General features: G+C 54.3%; 27 protein-coding genes. 6 read left to right on the top strand and 21 right to left on the bottom strand.

What is annotated here, in order from left to right; all coding sequences use genetic code 11:
- Window positions 1–355 precede the first annotated feature (355 nt).
- The 3 genes from pdsR to CLH62_RS12640 are packed head-to-tail and all read left to right on the top strand — an operon-like array spanning window position 356 to window position 4,415.
- Window positions 356–1,057, top strand: coding sequence for a proteobacterial dedicated sortase system response regulator (gene pdsR / locus CLH62_RS12650; RefSeq protein WP_099618501.1), 702 nt, complete (start codon window positions 356–358; stop codon window positions 1,055–1,057).
- 3 nt (window positions 1,058–1,060) lie between these two features.
- Entirely contained in the window at window positions 1,061–3,091 is a 2,031-nt protein-coding gene (locus CLH62_RS12645) for an ATP-binding protein (RefSeq protein WP_099618500.1), read from the top strand.
- A gap of 16 nt (window positions 3,092–3,107) precedes the next feature.
- Window positions 3,108–4,415, top strand: a complete 1,308-nt coding sequence (locus CLH62_RS12640; protein ID WP_099618499.1) for a DUF3422 family protein — start codon at window positions 3,108–3,110, stop codon at window positions 4,413–4,415.
- Window positions 4,416–4,421: 6 nt separating this feature from the next.
- On the opposite strand, the gene CLH62_RS12635 is transcribed toward CLH62_RS12640, so the two are convergent.
- Window positions 4,422–5,207: an ATP-binding protein gene (locus CLH62_RS12635; protein WP_099618498.1), complete on the bottom strand. Its 786-nt coding sequence runs from the start codon at window positions 5,205–5,207 to the stop codon at window positions 4,422–4,424.
- Window positions 5,208–5,294: 87 nt separating this feature from the next.
- Here CLH62_RS12635 and CLH62_RS12630 point away from each other — a divergent pair, with 87 nt between their 5' ends.
- From CLH62_RS12630 to cysK, 3 genes are all read left to right on the top strand, one after another.
- Complete coding sequence (locus CLH62_RS12630) at window positions 5,295–5,738, top strand: methylglyoxal synthase (RefSeq protein ID WP_099618497.1); 444 nt, start codon at window positions 5,295–5,297, stop codon at window positions 5,736–5,738.
- A 68-nt stretch (window positions 5,739–5,806) separates the two neighbouring features.
- Entirely contained in the window at window positions 5,807–8,722 is a 2,916-nt protein-coding gene (locus CLH62_RS12625; RefSeq protein WP_228152840.1) for a transporter substrate-binding domain-containing diguanylate cyclase, read from the top strand.
- Window positions 8,723–8,765: 43 nt separating this feature from the next.
- A complete protein-coding gene (gene cysK, locus CLH62_RS12620; RefSeq protein WP_099618496.1) occupies window positions 8,766–9,737 on the top strand; it encodes a cysteine synthase A in 972 nt (323 codons plus the stop codon).
- A 39-nt stretch (window positions 9,738–9,776) separates the two neighbouring features.
- Here the strand turns inward: cysK and CLH62_RS12615 are convergent, their stop codons facing one another.
- The 20 genes from CLH62_RS12615 to CLH62_RS12525 all read right to left on the bottom strand — a co-directional run bounded on the left by CLH62_RS12615 (window position 9,777) and on the right by CLH62_RS12525 (window position 26,661).
- On the bottom strand, window positions 9,777–10,355 hold the full coding sequence (locus CLH62_RS12615; protein ID WP_099618495.1) for a porin family protein: 579 nt from the start codon (window positions 10,353–10,355) through the stop codon (window positions 9,777–9,779).
- Window positions 10,356–10,523: 168 nt separating this feature from the next.
- Window positions 10,524–11,036: a hypothetical protein gene (locus tag CLH62_RS12610; RefSeq protein ID WP_099618494.1), complete on the bottom strand. Its 513-nt coding sequence runs from the start codon at window positions 11,034–11,036 to the stop codon at window positions 10,524–10,526.
- A 2-nt stretch (window positions 11,037–11,038) separates the two neighbouring features.
- A complete protein-coding gene (locus tag CLH62_RS12605) occupies window positions 11,039–11,362 on the bottom strand; it encodes an ElaB/YgaM/YqjD family protein (protein WP_099618493.1) in 324 nt (107 codons plus the stop codon).
- 162 nt (window positions 11,363–11,524) lie between these two features.
- On the bottom strand, window positions 11,525–12,841 hold the full coding sequence (locus tag CLH62_RS12600; protein WP_099618492.1) for a glycerophosphodiester phosphodiesterase family protein: 1,317 nt from the start codon (window positions 12,839–12,841) through the stop codon (window positions 11,525–11,527).
- 93 nt (window positions 12,842–12,934) lie between these two features.
- Window positions 12,935–13,192: an HP1242/YdcH family protein gene (locus tag CLH62_RS12595; RefSeq protein ID WP_099618491.1), complete on the bottom strand. Its 258-nt coding sequence runs from the start codon at window positions 13,190–13,192 to the stop codon at window positions 12,935–12,937.
- Between the two features lie 106 nt (window positions 13,193–13,298).
- The gene (locus CLH62_RS12590) at window positions 13,299–14,156 is read right to left on the bottom strand and encodes a DNA ligase (RefSeq protein ID WP_099618490.1); all 858 of its coding nucleotides are present in this window, start codon (window positions 14,154–14,156) and stop codon (window positions 13,299–13,301) included.
- Between the two features lie 414 nt (window positions 14,157–14,570).
- Entirely contained in the window at window positions 14,571–14,918 is a 348-nt protein-coding gene (locus tag CLH62_RS12585; protein WP_099618489.1) for a DUF4870 family protein, read from the bottom strand.
- Window positions 14,919–14,953: 35 nt separating this feature from the next.
- Entirely contained in the window at window positions 14,954–15,931 is a 978-nt protein-coding gene (locus CLH62_RS12580) for an OmpA family protein (RefSeq protein WP_099618488.1), read from the bottom strand.
- A gap of 36 nt (window positions 15,932–15,967) precedes the next feature.
- Entirely contained in the window at window positions 15,968–16,681 is a 714-nt protein-coding gene (locus CLH62_RS12575; RefSeq protein WP_099618487.1) for a TadE family protein, read from the bottom strand.
- Window positions 16,682–16,699: 18 nt separating this feature from the next.
- Complete coding sequence (locus tag CLH62_RS12570; RefSeq protein ID WP_099618486.1) at window positions 16,700–17,161, bottom strand: tetratricopeptide repeat protein; 462 nt, start codon at window positions 17,159–17,161, stop codon at window positions 16,700–16,702.
- Window positions 17,162–17,174: 13 nt separating this feature from the next.
- Window positions 17,175–17,498 carry a DUF192 domain-containing protein gene (locus CLH62_RS21665; protein ID WP_407657784.1) on the bottom strand — a complete coding sequence of 108 codons (324 nt, stop codon included), beginning with the start codon at window positions 17,496–17,498 and terminating at the stop codon, window positions 17,175–17,177.
- A gap of 79 nt (window positions 17,499–17,577) precedes the next feature.
- Window positions 17,578–18,441, bottom strand: coding sequence for a type II secretion system F family protein (locus CLH62_RS12560; RefSeq protein WP_099618484.1), 864 nt, complete (start codon window positions 18,439–18,441; stop codon window positions 17,578–17,580).
- Between the two features lie 19 nt (window positions 18,442–18,460).
- Complete coding sequence (locus CLH62_RS12555; protein ID WP_170005796.1) at window positions 18,461–19,306, bottom strand: type II secretion system F family protein; 846 nt, start codon at window positions 19,304–19,306, stop codon at window positions 18,461–18,463.
- Window position 19,307: 1 nt separating this feature from the next.
- A complete protein-coding gene (locus tag CLH62_RS12550; RefSeq protein WP_099618482.1) occupies window positions 19,308–21,032 on the bottom strand; it encodes a TadA family conjugal transfer-associated ATPase in 1,725 nt (574 codons plus the stop codon).
- Window positions 21,033–21,035: 3 nt separating this feature from the next.
- A complete protein-coding gene (locus CLH62_RS12545; protein ID WP_099618481.1) occupies window positions 21,036–22,367 on the bottom strand; it encodes a type II and III secretion system protein family protein in 1,332 nt (443 codons plus the stop codon).
- A 5-nt stretch (window positions 22,368–22,372) separates the two neighbouring features.
- Window positions 22,373–23,311, bottom strand: a complete 939-nt coding sequence (cpaB, locus tag CLH62_RS12540) for a Flp pilus assembly protein CpaB (RefSeq protein ID WP_099618480.1) — start codon at window positions 23,309–23,311, stop codon at window positions 22,373–22,375.
- A gap of 39 nt (window positions 23,312–23,350) precedes the next feature.
- On the bottom strand, window positions 23,351–23,587 hold the full coding sequence (locus CLH62_RS20975) for a hypothetical protein (protein ID WP_143752371.1): 237 nt from the start codon (window positions 23,585–23,587) through the stop codon (window positions 23,351–23,353).
- Window positions 23,580–24,317, bottom strand: coding sequence for a hypothetical protein (locus CLH62_RS12535; RefSeq protein WP_099618479.1), 738 nt, complete (start codon window positions 24,315–24,317; stop codon window positions 23,580–23,582). The genes CLH62_RS20975 and CLH62_RS12535 overlap by 8 nt, the downstream gene beginning before the upstream one ends.
- On the bottom strand, window positions 24,311–25,126 hold the full coding sequence (locus tag CLH62_RS12530; RefSeq protein WP_099618478.1) for a hypothetical protein: 816 nt from the start codon (window positions 25,124–25,126) through the stop codon (window positions 24,311–24,313). Before CLH62_RS12530 ends, CLH62_RS12535 begins: the two co-directional genes overlap by 7 nt.
- 50 nt (window positions 25,127–25,176) lie before the next feature.
- Window positions 25,177–26,661 (bottom strand): pilus assembly protein TadG-related protein, encoded by a 1,485-nt coding sequence (locus CLH62_RS12525; protein WP_099618477.1) that lies wholly within the window; start codon window positions 26,659–26,661, stop codon window positions 25,177–25,179.
- Window positions 26,662–26,677 lie beyond the last annotated feature (16 nt).

Genomic DNA, 26,677 nt, shown 5'->3' with positions numbered 1-26,677 from the left:
AGGACCCTTGCGCGACGCAGGAGCGAAAAGCGCAAGGGGCGGAGCCGAACGTACACGGACGTATTCACAGCGTGTTTCGGAAAGAGCCGCGCACTTGCCGGGCGCTGGACACCTTTCGAAAACAGGGGAGTAAAACCGTAAGAAAGAGGTAGAAAGCATCATGGCGGAATCCTTTTGACTGCATGACTGAGCGAAACACCCCCATTTCAGCAATCCGGAAAGGAACTCCCATGGCAGAATGCGGCAAACCGGCCACAAAAAGTGATGAATTATGACAACAATGCCGTCCGCCCTTGTTCTGAACACCTGCCGTGGTTAAATAGACACTCACCGGCCAGGGGAAACCGCCGCCACCATGAAGAAACACGTTGTTCTGATCGAAGACGAACCCGCCATCCGTGACAACTACCGGGCGGCATTCGAACGCCGGGGCTACCGGGTGACGGCCCATGGCGACCGTGCGTCCGCCTGGCAGGTGCTGCGCCAGGCACTGCCGGATCTCGCCATTATTGATGTCGGCCTGGGAGACGAGCCGGAAGGCGGCTTTGCCCTGTGCCAGGACCTGCGCTCACTGTCCCAGACCCTGCCCATCATCTTCCTGACCGCCAGGGACAGCGACATCGATTCGGTGCACGGCCTGCGCCTCGGTGCCGATGACTACGTCACCAAAGACATGAGCCTGGACCACCTGCTGGCCCGGGTGACCGCTTTGCTGCGGCGGGCCGATGCCTGGGCCGAGGCCCTCCAGAAGCCAGACGAAGTTCTGCAACGGGGCCAGCTCACTCTCAATGTGGATCGCATGACCGTCGCCTGGAACGATGCGCCCATTGATCTGACCGTGACCGAATTCTGGATGCTGTATTCGCTGGTGCAGCACCCGGGCCATGTCCGCAGCCGTGAACAGCTGATGGAAGCCGCCAGCACGGTGCTCGACGACAATACCGTCACCTCCCACATCAAACGCATCCGGCGCAAGTTCCTGCAACTGGATGAAAACTTCGATGGCATCCAGACCGCCTACGGCATGGGCTATCGCTGGAATGCCCGTGAGGTCTGAACCTTGAACCTGAAGCGCCAGCTACTCGTTGCCAGCCTGCTGATGCTTTTGATTCCCTGGGCAGGTCTGCAGTTTGTTCTGGAGCTGGACGATGCCCTGCGACAACAGGCCCGCCAACAACTTCAGGAACAGGCCGAACGACTGGCCGAGACCGCCGGCGATCTGATGATCGGCATGCCCGCGGTGGCCTCTGGTGAGCCCGCAATTTACGTTGAACCTCTCACTGGAATCATCAACCTGGACGGCTATGGCGACGACTGGCCGGGATACGACGAAGAAAACCCACTCCGGAATTGGCAGAGCAGCAGCGCTTCCGGCTCCGGCCTGCCAGCCCTGCACTGGCAAGCCGCCACGGATCAGCAAAACCTGTACCTGCTGATCCGTGTCAGTCCTCGCCAGCCCGTGTTCTTCAATCCCGGTATTCCGAACCAGCCCCACGACCGCCTCAGCGTGTGGCTCAAGCCCGACACCCAAAGCGTTTCGCCTGACCAGTCACCGCTTTCCTGGCTGATCCGCACACCAGCGCCAGGGCAGGTTTATGGCCTGATCGGGGCCACCCTGAAACCGGATTACCGGGTTTCCAGTTACTGGCAGGGAGCGGGCGATGGCTGGCAACTCGAGCTGAAACTACCCATGCCAGCGGGCCGCAGCCGGCTTGGCTTTGCGGCCCGCTGGGGAGAGGACCCGGCGATGTCGGTCTCAACACCGACTGACCCGCTTCCGGTACTGGTCAGCCGTAATCTGGTCCTTGAACGGCAAATTGAATCGCAGCTGAACCGGGGCCAGCGCGCCCGCCTGGTGGAACCGGCAGGCTGGGTTATTGCCAGACAAAGTGCCGCTTCTACCACCCCAGGTCCGGAATTCGATGCCCTCAGCCCGCTTCAGGTGATTGAACAGATCAGTCTCAACGCACTCCGGGCGCTGGTGCGTTTTTATCAGCCGGAACCCACTGCTATCAAGACTGGCAGCAACCGGATAGACACTGACACTCTGCCCAGCGAAGGTTTGGTTCGCCACGAGGACGACAGCGTCTGGCTCCTCACCACCCGGTCGGTGTTCGGTGGCCGCACACTGATCCTGGAACAGTCGCTTGATCAGCTCCTGACGCTGTCAGGCTCTACGCTTGGCTCAGTCATCGCCCGCAGCACCCTCATTATCGTGGCCCTGACCCTGGTGCTGCTCGGCTACGCCAGCTGGCTGTCCTGGCGAATTACCCGGCTGCAACGGGCGGTCAGCGCCAGCATTGACGAAGATGGGCGGATAACCGGTACGGTGCCGGATTCCCGCGCAAAGGATGAACTGGGCCAGTTGCAAAGGCATTTCAGCCTGATGGTGGATCGCCTCCATGGCTATAACCGCTACCTCGAAAGCTTTTCCCGGCGGCTGTCCCATGAACTGAAAACACCGGTTGCCGTGGTGCGCTCGTCGCTGGAGAACCTCAGCCATTGCGAAACCGAGACTGAGCGCAAGCAATACATTGAGCGCGCAGCCTCCGCCACCGAACGGCTCCGGCAGATACTCCACGGCATGAGTGAAGCCGCCCGGCTGGAACAGAGCCTGGACCACGCCGACAAGGAGCCGTTTGACCTGGCCGAGGTCGCAGCCCAGGCCACCGCCGCCTACCAGGCCCTGGATAGCAGCCACAACATCCGCTACTCGGGTCCGGAAACGGGCCTGCAGCTCACCGGTTCGCCGGAGCTGATCGTGCAACTGCTCGACAAACTGGTGGATAACGCCCGGGATTTCACACCGGAAGGTGGTTTGATTGAAGTCGGGCTGGAAACCACAGCGGAAGGCCTCTGCCTGTCGGTTTTCAACGAGGGGTCCAGCCTGCCGGACAGCGCTGCAACCGACATTTTCAGCCCGTTCGTGTCACTGCGGGAAGGACAGGAACAGGGCCACCTGGGCCAGGGCCTGCTCATTGTCAGCCTGATCGCCGATTACCATGGTGGCCGTGTTGACGCCCAGAACCGCACCCAAGGTGGCATTGACGGCGTGTGGTTCCGCGTTATCATCCCGGCAACCCATTCTTGAAACAGGACTGCACGCCGTGAGCGCACGACTGGACTCCCTCGACATCCATCCGCTTCGTAACGAGCTCTACAACGAGCTGCACTCACGGCCATTTCAGGTGCTACCAACGCCGGCCAGGGTCACTCAGATAGCGGTGCTCACTACCCCGGAGCAGCGTCGACAGCAGTTCCGGCACCTGCAGGAGTTGCACCGGCTGCTGGGCAAGCCGGTGCCGGAGAAAGAAGTGGGCTGTTTTGAGCACACCTTTGGTTCTCTCCGGGTGCGGCGTGAAATGCACATGGAGTTTGCCTCCTACACGTTCATTAACCTGGCCACCGGCAACGAGCCCCCCTTCACCGAAACAGGCATGACACCGCTGCCGGAAGGCTGGCTGGAACAGTTGGCCGGCACCGTAATAGCCGCATTCCACCTGGAAATACGACCGGCCACCGAAGGAACCGGGGGGGATCTGAACTATGTCCGCAAGCACTTCGAAGGTATGCGCCTGATTGGCAGCAGCCCCCAGGAGGGCGCGGCCCGGGTGTGGGGGACGTTCAGGCTGCACAGCGACGGGTTTGGCCGATTCATGGTGATGAACCACCACATGTCCGACAGCCAGCTGGGGCGCCTTACCCAACGGCTTATGGAGATTGAAACCTACCGCCTGATGTCGCTACTGGCGCTGCCCGTGGCCCGGGAAATAACCCCGTCCCTGAATGATATGGACGAAAAGCTGGCGGTGATCACCCAGTCTCTTGCCGAAAACCAGGACGTCGATGAAGAAAAACTGCTGGCCCAGCTGACCAATATTGCTGCCAGAATCGAGGCCTTCCGGGCCCACTCCACCTTCCGTTTCTCGGCCACCCGGGCCTATCATCGGCTGGTACTGACCCGGCTGGACGAACTGCGGGAAGATGAGCTCTCCGGCCACCTGACTCTCACCGAGTTCATGACCCGTCGGCTGACACCGGCGGTAAAAACCTGCGAAGCGGTCAGCGAACGCCTGGAAGATCTTTCACGCCGGGTAGACAGGGCCTCGGACATGATGCGGACCCGGGTGGAGCTGGCCATTCAGAGCCAGAACCAGCAACTGCTCAGCTCCATGGACCGGCGCTCCAAAATCCAGCTGATGATGCAACACACCGTGGAAGGCTTCTCGGTGGTCGCCATCACCTACTACCTGATCGGCCTGCTCAAGTTCGGCCTGGACTCGGTTTACGAGGCGGGCTTTGTGTTCAACAAGACGATGGTTCTGGGCATCGCCATTCCCGTGGTGATGATCCTGGTGTTCCTGGGTGTCCGGGTGGTCCACCACCACTTTATCCGGATGGCGAAACGGCAATAACCCCGCCTAACCCCCGGAACCCTCGTCTCCGGCAAACTGCCGGTAAAACTGCTGGGCCGTGCGGCCATTGCGGACACCCTTGGCGGTGGCAAAACGGATCGCCTCCCGATGCAGGCTGTCACGATTTGCCACTTCCGGAAACAGCGCATCCACGGCCTGCAGATAAATCTCCTGTGAAAACGCATAGAACGACAACTGCAGACCGAAGCGGTCTGCCAGGGACACCTGCTCCTCGATGGCTTCCGCCGGATGCAGTTCGCCGTCGCGCATCTCGCTTTTGAGATTATCAGACATGAATTCCGGCATCAGGTGCCGGCGATTGGAGGTGGCGTACACCCGCACATTCTCCGGAGGCAGTTCCAGAGAACCTTCCAGAACACTTTTCAGGGCCTTGTAGCCAGTCTCGCCCGCGTCAAACGACAAGTCATCGCAGAAGATCACGAACCGGAACGGCGAATCGCAGATGTCATCGACGATTTCCGGCAGATTCACCAGATCGTCCTTGTCCACTTCAATCATCCGCAGACCGCGACCCTGGTAGCGATTCAGCAGTGCCTTGATCAGCGAGGACTTCCCCGTGCCCCGGGAGCCCCAGAGCAGCGCATTATTGGAAGGCTCGCCGGCAAGAAAACGCTCGGTGTTGCGGGCAAGGGCCTGTTGCTGCCGGCTGATACCGGTCAGATCCTGCCACTGCACCGGATCGAGCCGGCGAATGGCCCGCAGGCCCGAGCGGTGACGACGCCAGACCGCCGCCGGAGTGGTTTGCCAGTCGATGGATACAGTTCCGGACATACACCTCTTTCCTATTCCGTCCCGTGTCAGCCTGTGAAACACTGAACACTCTGTTGATAACCGGTTGAATAGGAGACTGTACCCCAAATGGCCGTAAAATCCGTTGCCCTGGTGGCACACGACAACAAGAAAAAGGAACTGGTGGACTGGGTCGCGGACAACCGCACCCGCTTTGCACCGCTGAAACTCTATGCCACCGGCACCACCGGCCGGCTGTTGCGGGACAATCTGGAGCGGGACGACATTCATTGCCTGCTCAGCGGCCCGTTAGGGGGAGATCAGCAAATCGGCGCCAAGATCGCCGAAGGCGAAATCGATCTGCTGGTGTTTTTCTGGGATCCCCTTGAGCCCCAGCCCCACGACCCCGACATCAAAGCTCTGCTGCGGATCGCCGCACTCTGGAACATTCCCGTGGCCTGTAACCGGGCGACGGCGGAGTTCATCCTGACGTCCGCCTACATGACCGACGACCTGCATCAGCCGAAAAAGCCGGATTTCTCCGATTACACCGGCCGCTCGGTCAGCGCCTGAGACGGTAGGCAATACCGGTGGATATGGCTAAACTGATGACACAGCTGTAAAGGACTGCCGGCATTTCAATGAGCACCATAGCCACCCCCGCCCAACGCCCATTGATGGGAATGGCTGTCGCTGTTCTTCTTGCACTGTTTTGCCTGTTTGGCACATCGGCGGTAAACGCACAACAAAAAGGCGACACTGTCACCGTCGGCATCGTCGCCGACAATAAGCCTTATTCGTTCAACGAGGGCCGGGGCGCCTCCGGCTTTTCCGTCGATATTCTCCGGGAAGTGGCCGAGCAGTCCGGTCTCAACTTTACGTTCAGGGCCGGCAGCTGGCCGGAAGTCTACGGCGCTTTCATGCGTGGTGAGCTGGACGTTATCGACGGCATTTCCTTCCGCCAGGACCGCGCCCGGGAAATCCTGTTTACCGAGCCCTATCACCTACGCCAGACCTACCTGATGCACGACACCAAGAACCCGATCGGAGAGATTCGTTCCCTCGAAGATCTGCAGGGACTCCGGGTCGGAGTTGTCCGGGACATCTATTACCGCGATGTGCTGAGCGACAATGGCATCGCGTTCAACAGTTATGACTCTCTTTTCAGCCTCATCCGGGCCCTGGCCTTCGGCTGGGTGGATGTCATCATCGGCCCTCGCCTGACTCTCCAGTACTACGCCAATGCAGCCGACTTTCATTTTCTTGCCATTGCCGGGCCAGCCCCCCTGGGAGACCTTTCCCGTGAGGATTTCCGCATCGGTGTGCTGAAAACCAACGAGGCACTGTTCCAGAAGATCAGTGATGGCCTGCAGCAGATTCCGGAGCAGCGCAAGCAGGAGTTGCTGGAACGCTGGCAGGAATTCGGCGGCGCCAGCCTTTCCGGCTCCGGAAACCTCGCCCTGAGCCCTGAACAACGGCAGTTTCTTGCGGAAACCGGGCCAGTGCGTGTAGGGCTGATGCGTGATTACGCGCCGTACAGCTTTGACACCGGCACCCGGATTGAAGGCCTGACGGTGGATGTGCTTAACCGATTGTCTGATCTCACCGGGTTGCAGGTTATTCCGGTTGCCGGTCAGTGGATTGAGCTCCTGCCACTGTTTCGTACTGGCGAGATTGATCTGTTGGCCAACATGTCGTTCAGGCCTGAGCGTGAAGCATTTACCCGTTTTAGCGAGCCTTACCACTCCATACCTAATGTCGCCTTTACCCGGGACCAGACACTGTCCCTGAGTACCCTCGACGATCTTGAGGGCATGCGGGTGGCACTCGGTTCCGGAATCTATTACGAACAGCCGGTACGGGACGCACTGGGCGACAATGTCCGGACATTCACCACCCAGGAAACCATGTTTGACGCCCTGGCCCGAGACCAGGTGGACGTGGTTCTGGCGGCTTTGCCCAATGGCAACTTCTGGATCCGGGAGCTGGGCATTCCCGGCGTACGAATTGCCGGTGAGCTGGTGCTGGAGGGTCTGCCGGGCGAAGACCTGCGCTTTGGCGTGCGCCCGGGACTGGCGCCTCTGGCAGGCATTCTCAACCAGGCACTGGCCGCCATCAGCGCCGAGGAAATGCGTACCATCGAAAATCGATGGCTTGGCGCCAGTGATGGCAGGCAACGCCCCGCCAAAGGTCAGGTAACCCTGACGGAAGCAGAGCAAACCTGGCTGGACGCCCGCGATCAGCGCGTGTCCATGTGCATCGATCCCGACTGGCTGCCCCTTGAAGGCGCCGATGCTGAGGGCAACCATGCCGGACTGTCCTCCGAAGTGTTCCGGCTGTTTTCGGAACGCGCCCGGATCCATTTTGATGTGGTGCCCACCGACAACTGGCAGCAGTCCCTGCGGGCAGCGCAGGAACGACAGTGTGACCTGCTTGCTATGGCCATGAAGACACCGGAAAGAGCTGAATTCATGAATTTCACCGAGCCCTACCTCACTGTGCCCAATGTTGTACTGGGGCGAATCGAGGCACCGTTCATTGAGCGGGTTGGCGAGCTCCGCGGCCGCAAGGTCGGTGTTGTTGCAGGTTATGCCTTCGCCGAGCTCTTGCAGAACCGGTATCCGTCTCTGGAGCTGGTGGAAGTCAGCAACGAACAGGAAGGACTGCGGCGCCTGCAGAACAGCGAGCTCGATGGCTACATCACCACGCTGGCAACGGCCGGCTACTATATGCAGGAACTGGGTCTGGCAGACTTGAAGGTGATTGGCAGAATACCGGCGGACTGGACGCTTGCTGTAGCAGTCCGGGACGACGAGCCGGTTCTGCTGGGCATCATGCAAAAACTGGTCTCCAGCCTGACCACGGAAGAACGCCGAAGCCTGGAAAGCCACTGGCGTAATATTCAGCTGGAACAGTCTGTGGACTATTCCGTGATCTGGAAGATTCTGATCGTCGGCGCCCTGGTGACCACCCTGTTGATTTACTGGAACCGGAAACTGGGCCGCCTGAACCGGGAACTGGCCGATGCCAACGCAACTCTCGCCCGGCTCAGTGTAACCGACGACCTGACCCAGCTGGGCAACCGAAGCTACTTCGACCAGGAGTTCCGCAAGAGCTTCCAATGGTGCCAGCGTCACCATTCCGGTTTTGCAGTCGCCATGGTCGACGCCGACCATTTCAAGAAAATCAACGACACCTATGGCCATGAAGCCGGTGATTTGTGCCTGCGGGCTCTGGCAGACATCATGCGCCGCCACTTCCGCCGGGAGACCGACCGGTTATCGCGATTTGGCGGTGAAGAGTTCGTGGTCTTTGCCAGTTACGAGGACAGTGATGAAATTCGCAATCGTCTGGAACGTTTCCGGGAGGCGGTCGCAAGTGCCTGCAATATCTGCGATGGCAACGATATCCAGCTGACCATCAGTATTGGCCTGGCAACAGGTATCCCGGGGCCGGATGACTCGCCAACGGAATTTCTCCGGCAGGCTGACCAGGCCCTGTACCAGGCCAAACAGAATGGCCGGAACCGGCTTGAGGCGCGAGCGGTCGGTTCCTGAGTGGTACCAGGATTCAAAACAAGACAACGACAAGGAGAAACCCATGGCACGTATTTACGAAGACAACTCACTCTCCATCGGCAACACCCCTCTGGTAAAACTGAACCGGGTCAATGACGGCGCCACCATCTGGGCCAAGATTGAAGGCCGTAACCCGGCCTATTCCGTAAAGTGCCGGATCGGCTCTGCCATGATCTGGGACGGTGAGAAACGCGGCACCCTGAAGCCGGGCATGACGATTGTGGAGCCCACCAGCGGCAATACCGGCATCGCACTGGCGTTTGTAGCCGCCGCCCGGGGTTACAAACTGATTCTGACCATGCCTGCGTCCATGAGTCTGGAACGCCGGAAAGTGCTGAAAGCCCTGGGGGCGGAGCTGGTACTCACCGAACCGGCCAAAGGCATGCCGGGAGCCATCGCCAAGGCGGAAGAGATTTTTGCTTCCGATCCGGACACGCATTTCCTGCCCCAGCAGTTCCAGAACCCCGCCAACCCACGGATTCACGAGGACACCACTGGCCCGGAAATATGGAATGACACCGACGGTGAAGTGGACATCTTCGTGGCCGGCGTCGGTACCGGCGGCACGCTGACCGGCGTTGCCCGTTACATCAAAGGCACCCGTGGTAAAGCGATTACCACCGTCGCCGTCGAACCCACGGATTCACCGATCATTACCCAGGTGATGAACGGAGAAGACCCCAAACCCGCTCCCCACAAGATCCAGGGCATCGGCGCCGGTTTTGTGCCCAAGAATCTGGACCTGGACCTGGTTGACCAGGTGGAAGCTGTCTCCAATGAAGAAGCCATGGACATGGCCCACAGGCTGATGCAGGAAGAAGGCATTCTCTGTGGCATTTCCTGCGGCGCCGCCATTGCTGCGGCGGTCCGGGTGAGCAAGCAGCCGGAGCACAAAGGCAAGAACATCGTGGTGGTATTGCCGGATTCGGCAGAACGCTATCTTTCTTCAGCCCTGTTCACTGACCGGTTTGGCGAGCTGGAAAACGTGCAGTAAGTGAAAAAAGGCGCAGCCTTTCGCTGCGCCTTGCCCTCATCAGAACTGATACTTGAGGCCAACCCGACCAGTATCAAATTCAGGCCCACTGTTGGTGACCTGACCGTTGAAATCGTCTTCATCAATATCAACATTGTAGCGGTTATACTCCGCGAACGCCGTCAGTTGCCTAGTGACCCGGAAATCCACACCGGCACCCACAAACGGTGTCACCTCATCGTAGGTCTCGCTCTCGCTGAAGGCATCCACGTCAAAGGACGAAGCAAAAGCACCGGCTTTGCCGTACACGCCAAAACTGTCAGTCAATGGCAGACGACCAACCGCGCCCAGGCCAACCCCTTTGAGTTTGCCATCCACGTTATCATCACCGAAGTTTCCAAAATCGATGTACTCCGCTTCCAGTGCAAAAAACTCATTGAACTGGTAACCAAGGGCTGCGCCAAGCAGGTCGTTCTCGTCCTCAAACTCTCCACCATGGGCTTTGTAGCCACCGTAGCTACCGCTGATGTAGGGGCCTGACTGGTCGCGCTCCGCGCTGCCCTGAGCCAGAGCGGCGGGGACGGAAAAGGCAGATGCTGTGCAAAACGCGGCACAGGCTAAACGGGTTCCGGAAATCATAAGGCTTTCCTCCTAGTGAGTTCAGATGTCCTTCTCATTCCATGGGTAACCGGAAACTGTCTCTCGATTACCTGAACTCACCCTACTAGGGGTTGTGCCTCACGTGGGTTAAAACCGGCCTAAGAATTGGTAACTCTCGATTAACCAAAAAGGAGAAATGCGATCAAATCAAGCGGCCGATTCTTGATCCGCCGGGGGTTTGTTATCTGGAGCAGAAGCCTCACCGGCACCAGCGTCGCCAGACTGTTCGGACTCCGCGCGTTTCATCAGAATCGCGCCACCTTGCAGCAGCAATGATTTAAGCCGGGGATCGCCCTGTTCCGCGATCCCGACAGCAAATGCCACCAAAGCGGCCTCCAGAGGATTTTCCTTGATCAGGTCGCGAAGCACATCAATGCCTGAGCGCGATTTGTCACCGGCCTCTTTTCCAGGTTTGCTCGGGGAAACCGGGCGGGTTAAACGCTGGAAGAAAAGGGCAAGCAAAAGGACACAAACGAACCCTGCCAATCCCATGGCGCCAGCCTCGCCGAGCCAGGGTGACAAGGCCAGGACTGATGCCTGAATCAAATAGTAAAACCCGGTAAGTAGCAGGGCGGTAAGCAAGACCATCGCCAGTACAAAACCGATGACAGCAGCAGCAGCCTTGCGCAACGCACCCTGTACCTGAGCAGAATCAAGCATGATCAGCGATCAAGCATCTTGCCCACGAGGATACCGGCCAGAAACATGATAATGATGCTCAGGAACGGCCGCTCTTCAATCCGGTGTTCAACATCCTCAACGGCCTTGTCTCCCGCATCCTTCGCACGATGCAATGCGGCATCGCCTTTTTTCCTGACCTGATCAAAGGCCTCACGGCTCTCGCGGCGGATTTCATCCCTGAGGCTGCTGATGTTGCTTTTCTGACTTTCCGAAAAGGAATTGGTCAGTTTAGCCATATCCTCGCGGAGTGCCTGCAGATCCCGCTTTACCTGGTCGTAGTCGTCCTGAGTAGACTTGGCTTCCATCTTTTATCCTCCTTGAACAATAAATTTACTGCTGATTTGGCGGTTCCAAAAGTGCAGCATGCTCTCCGCCAGTTGCTAATTTCCAAGTATTGGCGAAGGCCCTTAAAGCCTAGCACAGGATATGGAAGTGCGCCGCTTTCTCAAGGGCGCACGCCGCCGGAGTTAACGGCTCTTTCTTGCCGTTCCCATACAGTTGGCATAAAAAGTAGTGGTCGCCGGCCAATCCGAGAAGATTCCGATCACACCCACATCCCGCGCCAGCACATCGATCACCTTGAGAACATCACCATCGTTGTTGATCGCGTCGGTTACCGTCTGATAGTACCAGCCACCACCGTTCGCCAGAGGACCACTGCGCTCTACTGTCCAGGCAATCATGTCCAGGCCAGCCGTGCGGGCATTTTCCGCGTACTCCGAGGGAACAATCTCGCCATGGCTGTCGAGGGCCAGCATCTTCCAGAGCGCCGGGGCCACAACGTTCACACCCCGGGCTTTCAGGCTTTCCATGTACGCCAGGGACGAGTTTTCCGGCGTAGCTGCTGCCTGATCCAAGAACACGGCCTGGCGCCCAAAACGCGGCGTTTCGTTCACCCAGAAGAGGACATCCTCCAGATTGAACGACTGGGGCCAGACATCTCTCGGATTCACCCCGGCATCAATGTAATCCTGGATCATCTGGCGGGCATAGTCCTGCTGGCTGTAGTCACCTTCGAAGGGCATATCCACCACCGGTGATTTCAGCTCCGGGGTAAACTTCACGCCCAGTGCCCTGAACAGTTCAATGCTTTCCCGATGAGTCATCAGTGTGCCCCGGCTGGCGTAGAGATCCGTGCGCCAGTCGGCGGTGCCGGCCAGATACTCTTCCGGCGTTGTCGCCATCGGATTGAACGCATCCATCTTGCCTTTCAGCGATTTGAACTCAGCCAGGGTGATATCGCTGGTCCGGCATTCCGCCTTTGCAGGAGTACCTGTTGCCGGATCTGCCGGCACGAATGGCTGTGTGCACTTGGCGTTGAGTTCCGGAATGGCAACGATGTTGGTGGTGGTGTGAAGGTCGTTCTGGGCATGGCGGCATACCAGCTCCCGATCCTGGGTAAAAGCGACATCGCATTCAACAATACCAGCTCCCATTCGTGCCGCAGCCACGTAGGACTCAAGAGTATGCTCAGGGAATTGCAGAGCGGCGCCGCGGTGGCCGATGGAGAAATCAGAACGTTTGATGTGGCGGGTATTGCAGGACTGCAGGCGCTCTTTCAGCGGGCCCTCGTCCATATCTTCAACCAGCCAGAAAGGCCGTGGGCCGAGATGAATTGGCGCTTTGGCTCCGGTGCGTTTGTGCCAGGAACCTGCGGCAACCTCTTGCCACTCATCAAGTCCCGGGGGAACCCACTGCCCGGAATGGGCGTTACCAGGGGAGGCTTGTGCCAGAGAAAGGGCCAATGTGCACAGTGACAGACCCACGATGATGCGTAACTTCATAATCAGCTCCTTGTGAAATGAATGATACTGCAGCATCAGTGTTCACAAGGAGGGTTACGCCAGAATGACGGTTCGTTGACGGCTCGGTTGCTATCAGCTTGCCGCCGCACCCTCATACTCACGAACCATGGCAGTCAGCTGATCCTTGAGGTTCAGGCGCTGCTTCTTGAGGTTTTCCAGGTGGTCGTCAGAGGTATTCTCCGCGCCTGTTTCGATGCGGTGAACCGCGTGATCCACATCATGGTATTCATCAAACATCTTCGCGAAATGATTGTCGCTGGTCTTGAGATTATGAATAGCTTCTTTTGATTCGGGCATTTCGTGAATCAGATCGTGCTTTTCCAAGGACATACAGACAGTCTCCATGACTGGGATGGGTTTTACTTCCTTTAGTATAGGCTTCACAGCCTACTCTGGTTTTGACTGCCGTCAATGGGCGGTACTGCTGATACTGGAATCAGCGGGAAGGTTCATCATTGCGGATCCTCAGAAAACTGGCAAAGCGGGGCAAGCCAGTGGCGGTTTGGCCGTAATACTTGAACGTAATCGTGGTCCCTGGCTCGGGTGGCGAAACCCGCTCGGCATCGCTAAAACCTGAACCAATCCGGAAACGCCGACCATTCTGTAGCTCTACTAACAGCGATCCCATCATGTTCCGGTATTTGCCTTTTCCTGGCAAATGGCGAATCACGACCGCTTCAGCATCGCTGTACTGCTTAACTTTCAACAAGTCACTTGAGCGCCCGGTGCGGTACTCACTGCTCCCGAGACGCAGCATCAGGCCCTCCGCACCATCACCTGTCACCGCCTCCAGTTGTGCCATCAAATCCTCGTGCGTGCTCGCTCTTTGTTGCTGAACAACCGCCAAAAACGGTGAATCAATCTTGCCTACCAACACCTCAAGCCTGGCCAAGCGCTGGTCAAAAGTTGCTCCCGTCAACGGGAGATCAAACACCATAAACCGGATCTTCCGCCACTCCGCGTCAACCGGGTCGACCTTGCGCACAGCACCGGATAATTCGGCAAAACGGCCCCGGCCCATCCACAGTTCGCCATCAAGTGGATGCTCCGGAAATCCCGCGGTAAACCATTGCGGTGCCCGGTATTCATTGCCTCCGCGTGACATAAACCGTTCACCCGTCCAGTAAGCGCGCACACCGTCGAGCTTTTCGCTTACCCAATAGCCCTCCAGGGGCATGCCCTTTTGATAGACATTAGCGAGTGTGAACTTTGGTGGCCCCGCCAAAACGAAGGTGGGCAAGAGTATCGCAAGCAGCGCCAGCAGGGGCGCCGCCGAAAAGAATCGAGGAGGCATAGCAGTTCCTTTGCTTAACCGATTCCGGAAATTCCTTCCCGGCTATTGTGATCCATAAAGTGCTATCTGTTGCCACAGGCTTTCCTCACCTTCTCCCGGAAATTGGCGCGGCCGGCCTGCCGAGTTTTTCGCTCGTTCTGCTGTTGCTCCAGAAAATCCGTCATTTTCTGATGACGCTCCCGGGCCCTTGAATCCAACGCAGCCTGGCCGGAGTTAACCTCTACCTCGCTTGATACCGCCTGGACCAGCGGGACGATCCCCGAAGTGGGTCCGGCAGTGAGGCGATGCTGACCATATACTGCAACCAGGCATTCCACGGTAACTTGTGGTTCTCGTCACTGGCGGAGGCTGCCTAAAAGGCGGTCAGGGTGGGACCAGAGTGAATAAAATAGTGTAGGGCCCCAAAGGGCCTTCCTATGCAACGCCATACATACCTTTATCTTTATTAAGGTTCACCATTCCAGCAACTAATCGATAAACAAACCAAAAGAAAATAACGACGAAACCCAGCAAACCGATAATGAAATATGCCAAGATCAGGCTAACCAAACTCCACAGCACCCCCCACCAAAATGTGCGCATTTGCCATTTGAAATGTGATACCGAAATTGGATTCTTGATGTCATCCAATTTCACATAATTCATAATAATTGCTGCAATACTGGTTAAACCCCCAGTAAAAAATCCCAATGCATGCAGAATATAAATAAACAAGATAGTATTCTTCTCTGAATTAAAGTCCTGTGATCCGAACGAACTCATAAAATTCCCTTTTATGAAATAACTTGAATAGATACTTAGTTTAAACTGCTAATTTCCTTCGCAGGAAACGCGACCACAATTACCTTTCGATGCTGGGGAGCAACATTGTCAAAAACCTCCTCTTCCATATAATTAAAAACACCTCGCCCCTCAAAACTCAAAGAATCTTCAGGGACACCCATGGTTACCAAGAAATCAGCTACGGATTTAGCCCGGACGAGCGATAGTTCTCTATTAACACTTTCCTCGCCTACAAGATCAGTGTATCCAGATAACTTAATGGGAAAATCAGGATTATTTTCCATTATTTTGGCAATAGCTCTGTACTTAAGCTTCATAGTGGTTGTTAACTCATAACTGCCAAGACCATACCCAGTTACCGGCAATCCCTGATCGAAGCCGTATTCAGACCAATAGCCCAACACCGCATTCGCATAATTCTCAATCGAGCGTTCCATGTCAACGAGTAGGACCACCTCATCGATCGTCACCCTGACACGGTTACCAATCATGGAAATATGCGAAGAAAAAACGCGCTCAGGCGGACCGTTCTCGGGGTATATAGCAGACAAATAGAATTGATCAGACGACGAACCATCCGCTTGATCCGGAAAGAATGTGCCCCAGCCCTTAACTGAACCACATGAGCTCCCTTCACAAGTGAACGCGATATTAAAGCCTTCACCGTCAAGAAAGTCTTTGAGCGTGCTAAACGCCTTCAAGGAGCCAACATCGGGGTTGAAATCAAAGACCTTACGATCGATTCGCCCCTCGAAAATTCTCGAAGCCTCTGCCTTGAATCCTTCAGTCTCGTCAGGGGAACGGGGATATTGATAACGCATTTTGCCAAGAATGAGCTCGTATTGAGAAAAATCTGTATGCTGAGATGAATACTCTTGCAGCCCATCCAACGCATCGAGAAACTGACTCGATATTGGCTCAGCCATACTGTTAGCCGCACCCAAAACACAAACCATTGCAAAAAAAAGCCTGAACGAATTGATCCATTTCATGTAGGTTAACTCCTTGTGACCGTGCACTTCCAACTGCTACCACCGGATTGGTGTCTGCATCCGAACCACGCTCGTCGCGCTAATCGGCAAATAATATGAGCCATTAATCAAAGATCGCGCTCTACACGCTCCCCAGTGCGGATTCTTGGCCCCAGGTAGGCTGGCATAGGTTTGATAAATCAGGTAATTCACGAACGGAACGATCATTTCATAGCACCAGTGCCCCCGAATCTTTAATAAATTGGCATCCTGCAAGTTGATACTTACGTTACCCGATGATGCCTTTACTATTTTCTCGGATGCGCTTCGGACATTTAGGTTATCGTTTGGCATCTGCCTTATTCGCCTTTCACGACGCCGGCCATCCAGATAATATTGGGTTCTCTCGAATTCTTTATATATTTTTTTTGTTGGAGATATAATATCAATCTGACCGATTGGCGCTGCAGGAAGCCTAATTGCCGCATACAAAGCGGCCCTCCTAATAACCAGATCTGAGATATTTGAATCTTTTAAGTATAAAGGCGCCATCGCGTCAGCCAAGCGCTTCTCCATAGTGCCTTTATCGGCATGCGCTATAGAACCTGCCCGGGCGGCTTGAAATGTGGCGTTATTCATCGTCGCTTTAGCGTTGTACAAGAACCCCATCTGAACCACGCCAAGCGTCAACATGATCAATATGGGCCAAAGCCATACGCTCTCAACGATGAATGAGCCTCGCTCTTTAAAGAGACTACCTTGTCTATTCATGAGATAGGGCTTCCGTGCCTAATCCACCAAGTTCTTTATCAGAGACTCTCTGGAATTTCTTAACACTGCGGCACCCGTAGATTCGCTCGGAAAATATTGCTGCGCATCATCCAGAACCGCAAGGCTTTGCTTAAGACGTGTTAGTGAAAGGTTGCTCCAACCACGAACATCATCGGGACGAAGTTCTGTACACTCTCTAAACATCCGGACAGCCGCTTCCAGCTGACCAGTTCTTACGTAAATATTTCCTAGTTTGAGCCAAGGCTCGTAGTAGTCTGGCCGCAAGGCCGTTACTTTCCGATAAGAGGACTCCGCTTCGGTAAGCAGACCCGCTTCGTACTGTGAGGATGCTTTTTCTATCAGATTTGAAAACTCGGCATTCTCTCCAGACCCTGTTGTTGTAGCGCAGCCACCCAGAATCAGGAAGAAAGTACTGATCACTATCAATTGAGAAACTGCCAAGCTGCTTTTACCCCACATACCCGCACCTTTATTAGGTAAACCTTACGTTTTCACCAATATTCGCAAACGGGAATACTACTTCCCCTGACTTAAACTCCAATACATACCTTGCTCCGGGAACAGACTTGCATCGATAGGGTCCCACGGAGGGATAAACTCGAAGCACTCTGAGTTTCTGATCGAGAAAGTAAACGTCAATATCAAATTTCATCCCGATAGTATGTATCGAAGAGCATGGATGTATCACAACACCCTCTACCGACCGAGATAACCCTTTTTTCTTGAAGCCGTGAAGCCGTTTGATCCAAGTATCTGCAATACCTACTGTGGCACGACAACCGTTCTCGGACTCCACTGTGGATTTGCGATATTTTGTTTCGAATAACAATATTCAGCCCCTGCCGCCCGTCAAACAAATGCCATTCTTTAAAACATTACATTTCATATAAGAACTTCATCGCTATAGGGAATCCCAATACAATAAAGGTCATCGGAAATATGAATACCACTAACGGGAATATCAGCTTTACCGGGGCTTCCATTGCCATTTTTTCGGCACGCTGAAATCTTTCAACACGGCGCTGGTCGGCCTGGATTTTCAGCGTTTCTCCCAGACTGCTCCCCGTTTTCTCCGCTTGCGCTACTGCAGTTACAAAACTGGTCACTTCCTTCAGCTCAATACGTTCTGCCATGGCCCTTAAGGCGTCTACCCGATGCATGCCCGCTCGTATGTCTCGAATCACTTTCTCAAGTTCGATTTTTAATGGCCCCGCAGGTCCTTTCTCTATAGCCTGGTTCAGTGCGCCGGAGAGGTTCATACCGGCCTGGACCGCCATGGTCAGAAAATCCAGAAAGGTTGGCAATTGCTTTAGTATCAGTGCCTCTCTCCTTTTTCGGCGATCCCTTAAAGACAGGGACGGCATAGTCCAGCCCAAAACAAGCGCAAAGGGAAGGTAAAGTGGATCAAACGCCTCAAGAAGCCACATGATCAGCGCTGCAACGCCTACCGCAGTAACACCACCCAAAATCTTGAGGCCTACAAACTCATCTGCTGTCATAAGATAGGCGACACCAGATCTCCGCATTTGTCGATAATAATATTCAAGGATATCAGTGGGAAATCTCTCTCCAAGGTGGAATGCCAGTATTCTCACCAGCGGCCATACCATTCTAAGCGCCGGTGGTAACGGGTCCATATAATCGCGATTAGAGTCAGGCACAGTGCTTTTAATATTTCTTGCAGCAAGAATAAACAACGCCACCGCGAGAAAGGCTGCGACAAACAACATTAGTTTCATGGAAATTACCCGCTACGCCTTACACATCTATGGTTACGATTTTTTTGATGAAGTGATACCCGAGCAATTCAAAAACTACGATCAAAACACAAACCGCCCAACCAACAGGTTCACTCCACAATCTGGACATGGCGACAGGTTCAATGTGGTAAATAATCAAGGCCAGGAAAAGTGGAAGCGCCGCCATCACCACGCCCTGGTATTTGCCTTGTGCCGTCAGGGAGTTGATTTTGCCCTCCATTTCCAGCTTCCGTCTGATTGTCTCCCCCAATCGTTCCAGGGTATCCGCCAGTTGGCCTCCTATTTCCCGGGAAATTTTGATCCCGGACGAAACCAAAGCTAGCTCCTGAAGAGGCATACGTTGGCAAAGATTGTCGAGGGCTACCGTGTACTCTGTCCCCATTCGCAGCTCTCTCTGGAGCAAACCGAATTCCTGCTTTAGCGGGCCCGATATCTCCGCGAGGACCCTGTCCAATGCTGTCGAAAGATTCCCGCCAGCTCGCATACTATTTGCTAAGGCAAGAAGAAAATCCGGCAAATCGAACAGGAATTGGTTTTGTCGCCTGGCCCTGAAAAATCCGTACAACCAACTGGGAGCCCAAGCACCGGCAGCGGAGGCAATCAGCGCTATGACCAGAGTGCCGCTAGCCAACCAGCTGATGATAAAAACCAACACCAGGGAGACAATGTTTACGATATAGAGCTTCGCCGGGTCGATGAAGATAAACAGATCAGTCAGGTTCTCCCGGGCAGATTCAGTAAAGTTCTCTTCGTATCGCTTTACCCCGATGTTGATGCAGTAGATACACAGAGCTGCAACCAGAAAGGCAAGTAGCGACGACCCGATGACTGCTGCCAGAACCATATTAGACATGACCAGTATCCACGGCCAAAGCTGTATTCGGGCGCTTATCGAAAATGGATAGATCCACCTGAGCCCCCTGCTCAGCCAGCTTTTCGTAAAACTCGGGAATCAAACCGGTTGCCTCAAATACTCCCTGGACCCTGCCATCGGATCCATAACCCGTCTGGCGGAAGCGAAAGATCTCGGCCAACTGAACTGTATTTCCCTCAATACCTGTTACCTCCGTGATAGAGGTTACCTTCCGACTACCACAAGAGAATCGGGTTTGTTGCACAACAATGTTGACGGCAGAGGAGACCTGCTCTCTGATAGCAGCCAGTGGCATTTCAATACCGCTCATCATTACCAGTACCTCCAGCCTGGAGATGCAGTCCCGGGGAGAGTTTGCGTGGATTGTCGTCAATGATCCGTCATGACCAGTATTCATCGCCTGCAACATATCAAGCGCCTCACCTCCACGACACTCGCCCACCACAATTCGATCCGGTCGCATTCGCAAACAGTTCCTAACCAGATCACGGATCGAGACCACCCCCTTTCCTTCCTGATTAGCAGGCCTGGCTTCCAGTCCAACCAGATTGGGTTGGACCAGACTCAATTCGGCAGCATCTTCAACAGTAATGATTCGCTCAGATTCAGGAATAAAGTTCGACAACACGTTAAGCAGCGTGGTCTTGCCGGAGCCAGTACCACCAGAGATAACGACGTTCCTTTTGGCTTTTACAGACATCTCGATAAAATTAATCATTGAAGAGCTAACTGATCCAAACTCGACCAGGTTCTTCGCCCTTAACCGTTCCTTGGAAAATTTCCGAATGGTTATACTGGGGCCCTTTAAAGCCAATGGAGGGATAACAGCATTAACTCGTGAGCCGTCTGCCAATCTCGCGTCAACCATTGGCGAGCTTTCGTCAATACGCCTTCCCAAAGGGGCGACTATTCTTTCGATTGCACTAATGACAGCTCTGTCGTCAGTAAACGTTATGTGCGATTTCTTTAATCGACCATTTTGTTCGAAAAATAACTGGTCGGCCGAGTTGACCATGATTTCAGTGATCGAGTCGTCAGCCAGAAGTTCTTCTAGCGGGCCCAGGCCCACAGCCTCGGCGAGGGACTGCCTCGCAAGATCTGCTCGGTCTATTTCAAGAGGCAAGTCGTCAATATCATGAATAATTTTTTCGATTGCTTCCCCGGTAACCGCGCGCAGCTCGCTATCGCTCAGGTTGCTCACATCTATTCGTCGCAGATCCAGGAGCTTTACGAGCCGGTCGCGTACAGCAATACGCCATGTCGCATAGAGTTCATCCCGCTGTGCAAATGCGACCTGGTCACCGGTATCGACATAGGCCAGCTCCGTGGATGTCGATACCACCAACTCCCTTGTCTCAGTGTCATCGACAGCCGGCGCAGTGGGCTCGGCGTTATTCTGAGCTCGCTTGCAGATCACCCGGAGAAGGTAATCGCCTATGGCTATCGAATCCTCAACCACAATCGGGCCATGAACGGACACCCTGTTGCCATTAACACTCACACCGGTTTTGGATGAATTGTCTTCGACAAATACACCTTCATCCCTTTCTACCAGCCACGCATGTACCGCACCGACTTTCCGACCCTGAAGGACAATCATGTTGTCCCGGTCACGGCCAATACGACATTTTTCATCGGCACAGTGAACTCTCTGGAGCACTTTGCCTTTTTTTGAGGATACCTGTATCTCGAACATGGCCTACTCCATCAATGCCTTGTTCAGCTTTCCGTCGGCCCAGGGCTTGGACATTTGGCGACCCAGCTCCAGTAACTCCTTGTTCTTCTTACTATCTGCTGTTATCAATTGAGGGGTCACAAACATGACAATTTCCGTCTTTTCCTCAATTGTTTCCGTAGACCGGAATAATGCGCCAAGATAGGGAATGTCACCGAGGAAAGGCAGCTTTGTGGTCTGGTCTGATGTATTTGCGGCCGCCAGCCCAGAGATCACGATGGTCTCTTTGGCCTTGACATTGATCACATTTGAAACGTTTCTCGTCAACAGACCCGGTGTGTCACCGGCCTGATTTGCCCTGTCGATAGAGCTCACTTCAGCCGCTATGCCTGTCAATATATTGCCGTCACCGTCAACCAACGGCTCGATTTCAAGGTTTATTCCGTATGGCTGAAATTGAATAACGGGCCGCCCCAGTTCATCGATGGTCTGATAGGGGATCTCTCCGCCGGAGTTGAACGACGCACTCTCGCCACTGCGGGTAACCAATTTGGGAGACGCCAGAACTGAGGCTTCACCATTTTCCGCCATAAGGTCAATTTGCGATGCAAGACCGCTGCTGAGGCCAGCGTAGCCGTAAAAATTGTCAACTCCTGCGCCACCAACAGCTTCGAGGATATCTTCTGATAGATCATTCGCGTCTGGTGAAAACACAGCAAAGCGTGAATTTGTAGCCATCGGCGCATACAGCCCAACCGACGGGCCCGCAGCAACTTGCCCCCAACGGATACCAAGCTGCTCAGCCGCTCTGCGATTCACCTCAATAATGCGAACGTCCATCAGCACCATGTCTTTCATGCTGAATTCCTTTTCAGTCGTCAGGTCGAGGCTTCCTGGCAGCGCCGCGGAAAGCTGGGTCACTCTGTCCCGATCCTCAGGGGCAATTTCACCCTCGAATATTAGAACTCCATCAACCTGCTCCAACTGCAGATCGGGAATCCTCTCAGCGAATTTCCTGGCAGCACTCAGCGCACGGGAAAGGTTCTGCTGAAACACTGTGACAACAAACCGTGTGCGACGCTCCCCCGCGGTCCAAACCTCTACCGTGCTCTCACCGACGCCGTCGGCGATAAATAACAGCTGGCCATTCTCAAGGGCCCGATAGTTGACGACATCCGAATTTCCAACGGCCACTCTTTTCACGTCAGCCATATCAAAGACACGCACTTGTCCCACAAACATTGACACATATTTTGTAGCGCTCGCTGTAGCCTCGGGAACCTGAAGGCCGAGAATCAATACCAGTAGCAAATGCCGTACTACCGACTTTTCCGCACTGAATACCTTGTCCAACATCCCTGTTACTCCGACTCAACTGCGTTTTGGTTTTGGGTAGTGGCCACTGCGCCCCGGAACTTTTGAGCCAGCCTGTATCGATCAACCCTTCCTTTGGATTCACCGTATGCGGGCTGCAAGTACTGAGCTTCAAGAAGACCGTTTTCCGCTTTTCCTCCAATGGTTTCGATTCCAAACGCATCTGTCTGCAAACCACGAGAACCACCCGGATAGGACGCAACGCCCTCATCTTTCGGGTGACGCAAGAGAACATTCAGAGTGTCATTTTCACGGGCCATCAATATCTCGGTAACGAGATGGGCGGGAACGGATATAGTGATCGTGCCGTAAAACGGTTCGTCCGGATAAACGCCATTCGCTTTCGCGTATTTGGCATCGATTCTTGTCATAGTACCGGTTGCGAGAACCTCGACTTTTTCCATCAGGCGCCGGAGCACATAGCCCTTTGTTTCACCCTCAACGTTCTCCTGCTCGCCCGAGATCACCAAGTCAATAAAGTCGCCTGCTTCGAGCATGCCGGCTACAGCATTGAGTTCATCAACGGGTAAGGTTATTGCTCGCCAACCCTTTTTGAGGTGAGCAGAAAAACTTGACTGATGGCTCAGTCCCGAAATGTAGGACTTCAAGAGGGGCCGGCCCGGATCAAGAGGGACAAGAATGCTCTTCTCCGCATAGAGCTCGAATTCTGCGGGAGGAATGGCATCCTGAGGTAAGTACTTTTGGGGGACTTCGGCAATCGCCATGTTATCCAGGGTTATGGATTCCCCAGGGCTGACAGCCGTACTGGCGACCACAATCTCGACAGCAGGCCCATCCATCGATGCCGCCGCCTGCCTCAATTCCGCTTCGCGGCTGTTCAAATAGGAAAGCGTGCCCCAGCCGGCGAGTCCGGCAAAAGTGAGGGCGAGCAGCACGAGGCCACCCGTTTTAAGAAAACCAGCCATTGAACTTCTCCATCCCTGGCAAACTGCGATATTTCCGTTCTACAAAGGGTAAGACATACCCCAAACGTAATGGTGATGACTGTCCTTGAATCCCTGGACCATCATCTCCATCACCGATGCATTCTCGCCCGGTATCGGCAAAAACAACATGGCCACTACCACAATCATGGCAACCAGGTATTCTGCGGTTGAAGCGCCGGATTGACGTGACCTGAATGGCGTGAAGTTAGTGAAGAAACAACTGTGACCATTCCTGTGGTCCCGACGATCAGTCATGGCTTTCCACCAATACCCCGTAACTTTCATTATCGAGCCGATTGAAAACAATGCTTACCTCACCGCTCCCTTTGTTCATGAGTAGCAAAGCCTTATTTCTGTCCGCAGGTAGATGCGACAGTTCCGCCCAACCATTAGCCAAATAGCGCTTCAGGTAGAAATTGTAATTCGCTTCGATCGACTGCGAATTCTTGAACTGAACCACACGTCCACGCTTTCCAGCATCGTCGGAGGCCAGGTCAAGAAGGATCTCGGACCCTGCCGGCCTGGCAAACTCGTCCGGCTCGTGATTCACCAGCTCCATCGGCATAGAGACAGCCAGAAAACCCAAAGAAGACCCCATGGCGCTCTCCGAAACCTGGACCGTATAGAAATATGGTTCTTCAGAGCGACTGAGAATTTGCCAGCCTCCAGCTTCCTTTTCGATATACCCTGGCCCGTCGGAGACAGCGGGTGCCTGCCATTCCTGCCGATAGTAACTCAATATTTCTTCGGGGCTACGGGAGCTGGAGAGTTCCGAGATTTGGGTGGGCAATCCATTGATGTTCATATCCTCGCCAACGACTACTACTTTGGCCTCGTCGGGCACTGGAAACTCCGGCCACTCTGCAGCGGCTGCTTGTGGCCCGGGGAAAACCATGCCGTAGCAAACGAGCGCTGCCTTGCCAGCGTGCAGGACCAAACTGGAGGCGGTGCGGGCACCCGATTTTTCATACTTCAGATTTAACACGACAGCCTTCCCTTGGCTTTTGCCAATCGGTGACATGGAAGCCTGTCCACGTCGATCTTCCCAAGCTCAAGTTTTTTGAAGTCCCTGAAGCGAGCCAATCCACCCAATAACTTCAGTCCCTTATCGATACTGGCATTTTTGAGCAGAGTTGTTGCAACAATCCCATCAATTGACTTCTTGATCTTGTCCGGCGACCCTGCATTCCAACTCTCGGTAAGCAACGTATTCGAGCTGCTAACATTCATAGGAGCCCAACCATAGTCCAGACTGGGAACCCAGTCATACTTCCAGGAAATAGTGGAGGTCTGGAGGCCTTTATCATTCAGGTCGAGCCCGAAAGTTATGACACTACCCAGTGCCTTTGCGACCGAACCGCTGGCGGCCTTATCATCTTTGAAAGAAAAAGAGTGATATCCCCCTTTTTCTTCCTTGAATATTGGCCCCCGATCACCATCTCCCTTATCAACGCTTAGCATCGGGTCAAACTTCCTGGTGGCGGCCTTGACAGCCTTACCGTCAACAACACTGTCTATGGGGCTGTCAGGTTCGCCCAGAACCCTGGCTACTGCCTCATTTAATACAACACCATCAGACTTGTGGTGGGAACCACCGCCACCGGCAGACCAGATGGTACGCTCCCATGCCGCATACCGGGTAGCTTCATGCATTTCATGCTGACTATTGCCAACTTTCATTAGGTACACACTCCCGAGCGCCACGGGCACCAGGACGAAGCCCGCCACCACCAGGAACTCCGCAAGGGCCTGGCCTGACTGGCGTTTCATATACCTAGATTCGACACTCCTCATTTTCTGTCACTCCCTGACGTTAGCCTTCGCTTACCAGTCGCGCCCCTTTGCTAAAGTAATGTCGCCGCCAATTTGAGCATCGTACTTCTATTTTCCAGCTCTGACAGGCGTGGCTGCCAGAATGGGTTGTAAAGGTTGCCGTATTCCCGCAACTTATCCCAACGTCGGAAAACACTCACGTCATTGGGGCGAGAGAAGTAGGGCACGGCCTGGCTCAACGCTGCCAACCTGTTGTTAAGGAATCCGCCTTGGGCTTCCAGATCCAGCGCTTTTGACCCCGCCCCAAAACCTGTGTGCTTGAGGGTTTTCACAGCGCCACTGCTATGAGGCTTAGTAAGAAGCAAGGCTATTCCCGGGGCCTCACTTACCAAGCCATCCTGCTTGATGTCATAGAAAGCTCGCAGTCCGTTAAATCTCCCGCTTTCGCCCAACCGATGATAGTCGAATGCGGCCCACAATGAAGCCCGTGGGTTCGTACGATAAGAACTGGCGTACCGATGCCTCCCACCAAGCCCACGGAAAAAAGAGAACTTCTTCTCCCCTCCCGTCGCTGTGGCCCCCCACCCGACCTCCAAGACTTCTTTCCAGGAGCGCCATTTACAACTCCAGCCCCTACACTTGTACCTTTTTTTTTGTACCGACATGGTATCCATAGCAGACCAGGTATAGTAACTTCCCAGCTTTCCTGGAGATCTGGCACTCCCGGTCAGCTCGCTCCCTCCCGTTTTTCGAATCTTGAGCTTCGTGTGTTTAGGGAGTACCGTGAATGAGCCCACCCAGTCATAAGTTCGGTTCTTGGAAAACAAGTCCCGCGATTCCAAGGTAACTAGCCGGAATTCGTCCATTCGCTTTTTATGTTCTCCATACACTCCATTCCATTTCCTAGCCTTATTGGTTCTCGTGACCTTATTTGGAGAATATCGTTTGGTAAATGTTGCATGGCCCTTAAGATAAGCACCTATGAACGGTGCACTGCTCAAGGAAATTGAGCGATCGACGTCCGGGTCGTTCCTCTTTACCACTTCATTAAAGATATCTTCAGCCATTGCCAGAGTGCCTACATGGTGGCTCATCTGAGCAATACTTAAGGTTTGCTCTATAAAATTAATAGCGTTGATAGCAAGCCTGACTGCAACTTCAACGCTTTTCATGGCAACTGAAATGCCTTTCGACACTGCAGTAAAAAACACTCTCAGAGGCGGGAAGGCGCTTGTTACCATTGAGATATTTTCAGCAAAACGCGTGACGAAACGCGCCCATGAAATAAGGCTTACAGACTGAGCCAATGCAACCTGGCTCGCAACCATTGCCCGGTTGGTATAAGACTTAAAATTCAAGTCTCGAGTCTCAACGGCTGCCACGCTATAAGCTGCCGCATCTGCCGTATTTTGCAGACGTGTTTTTTCTCCTGAAATGCGACTGGCATTAAATGAGTAACTTACAGAAAGGACGATTAAAACCAAGACGCCCAGACAATACACCAAAACGCTGCCACTTTGACGGGGCAAGCAACGGCCACCCTTAATTCCATTCATGGCACATTCATCCTTG

The sequence above is a fragment of the Marinobacter guineae genome (assembly GCF_002744735.1).
In the GTDB taxonomy this organism is placed as follows: domain Bacteria; phylum Pseudomonadota; class Gammaproteobacteria; order Pseudomonadales; family Oleiphilaceae; genus Marinobacter; species Marinobacter guineae.
The sequence above is the reverse complement of the archived record's forward strand: the minus strand, read 5'-3'. Positions and strand labels throughout refer to the sequence as shown.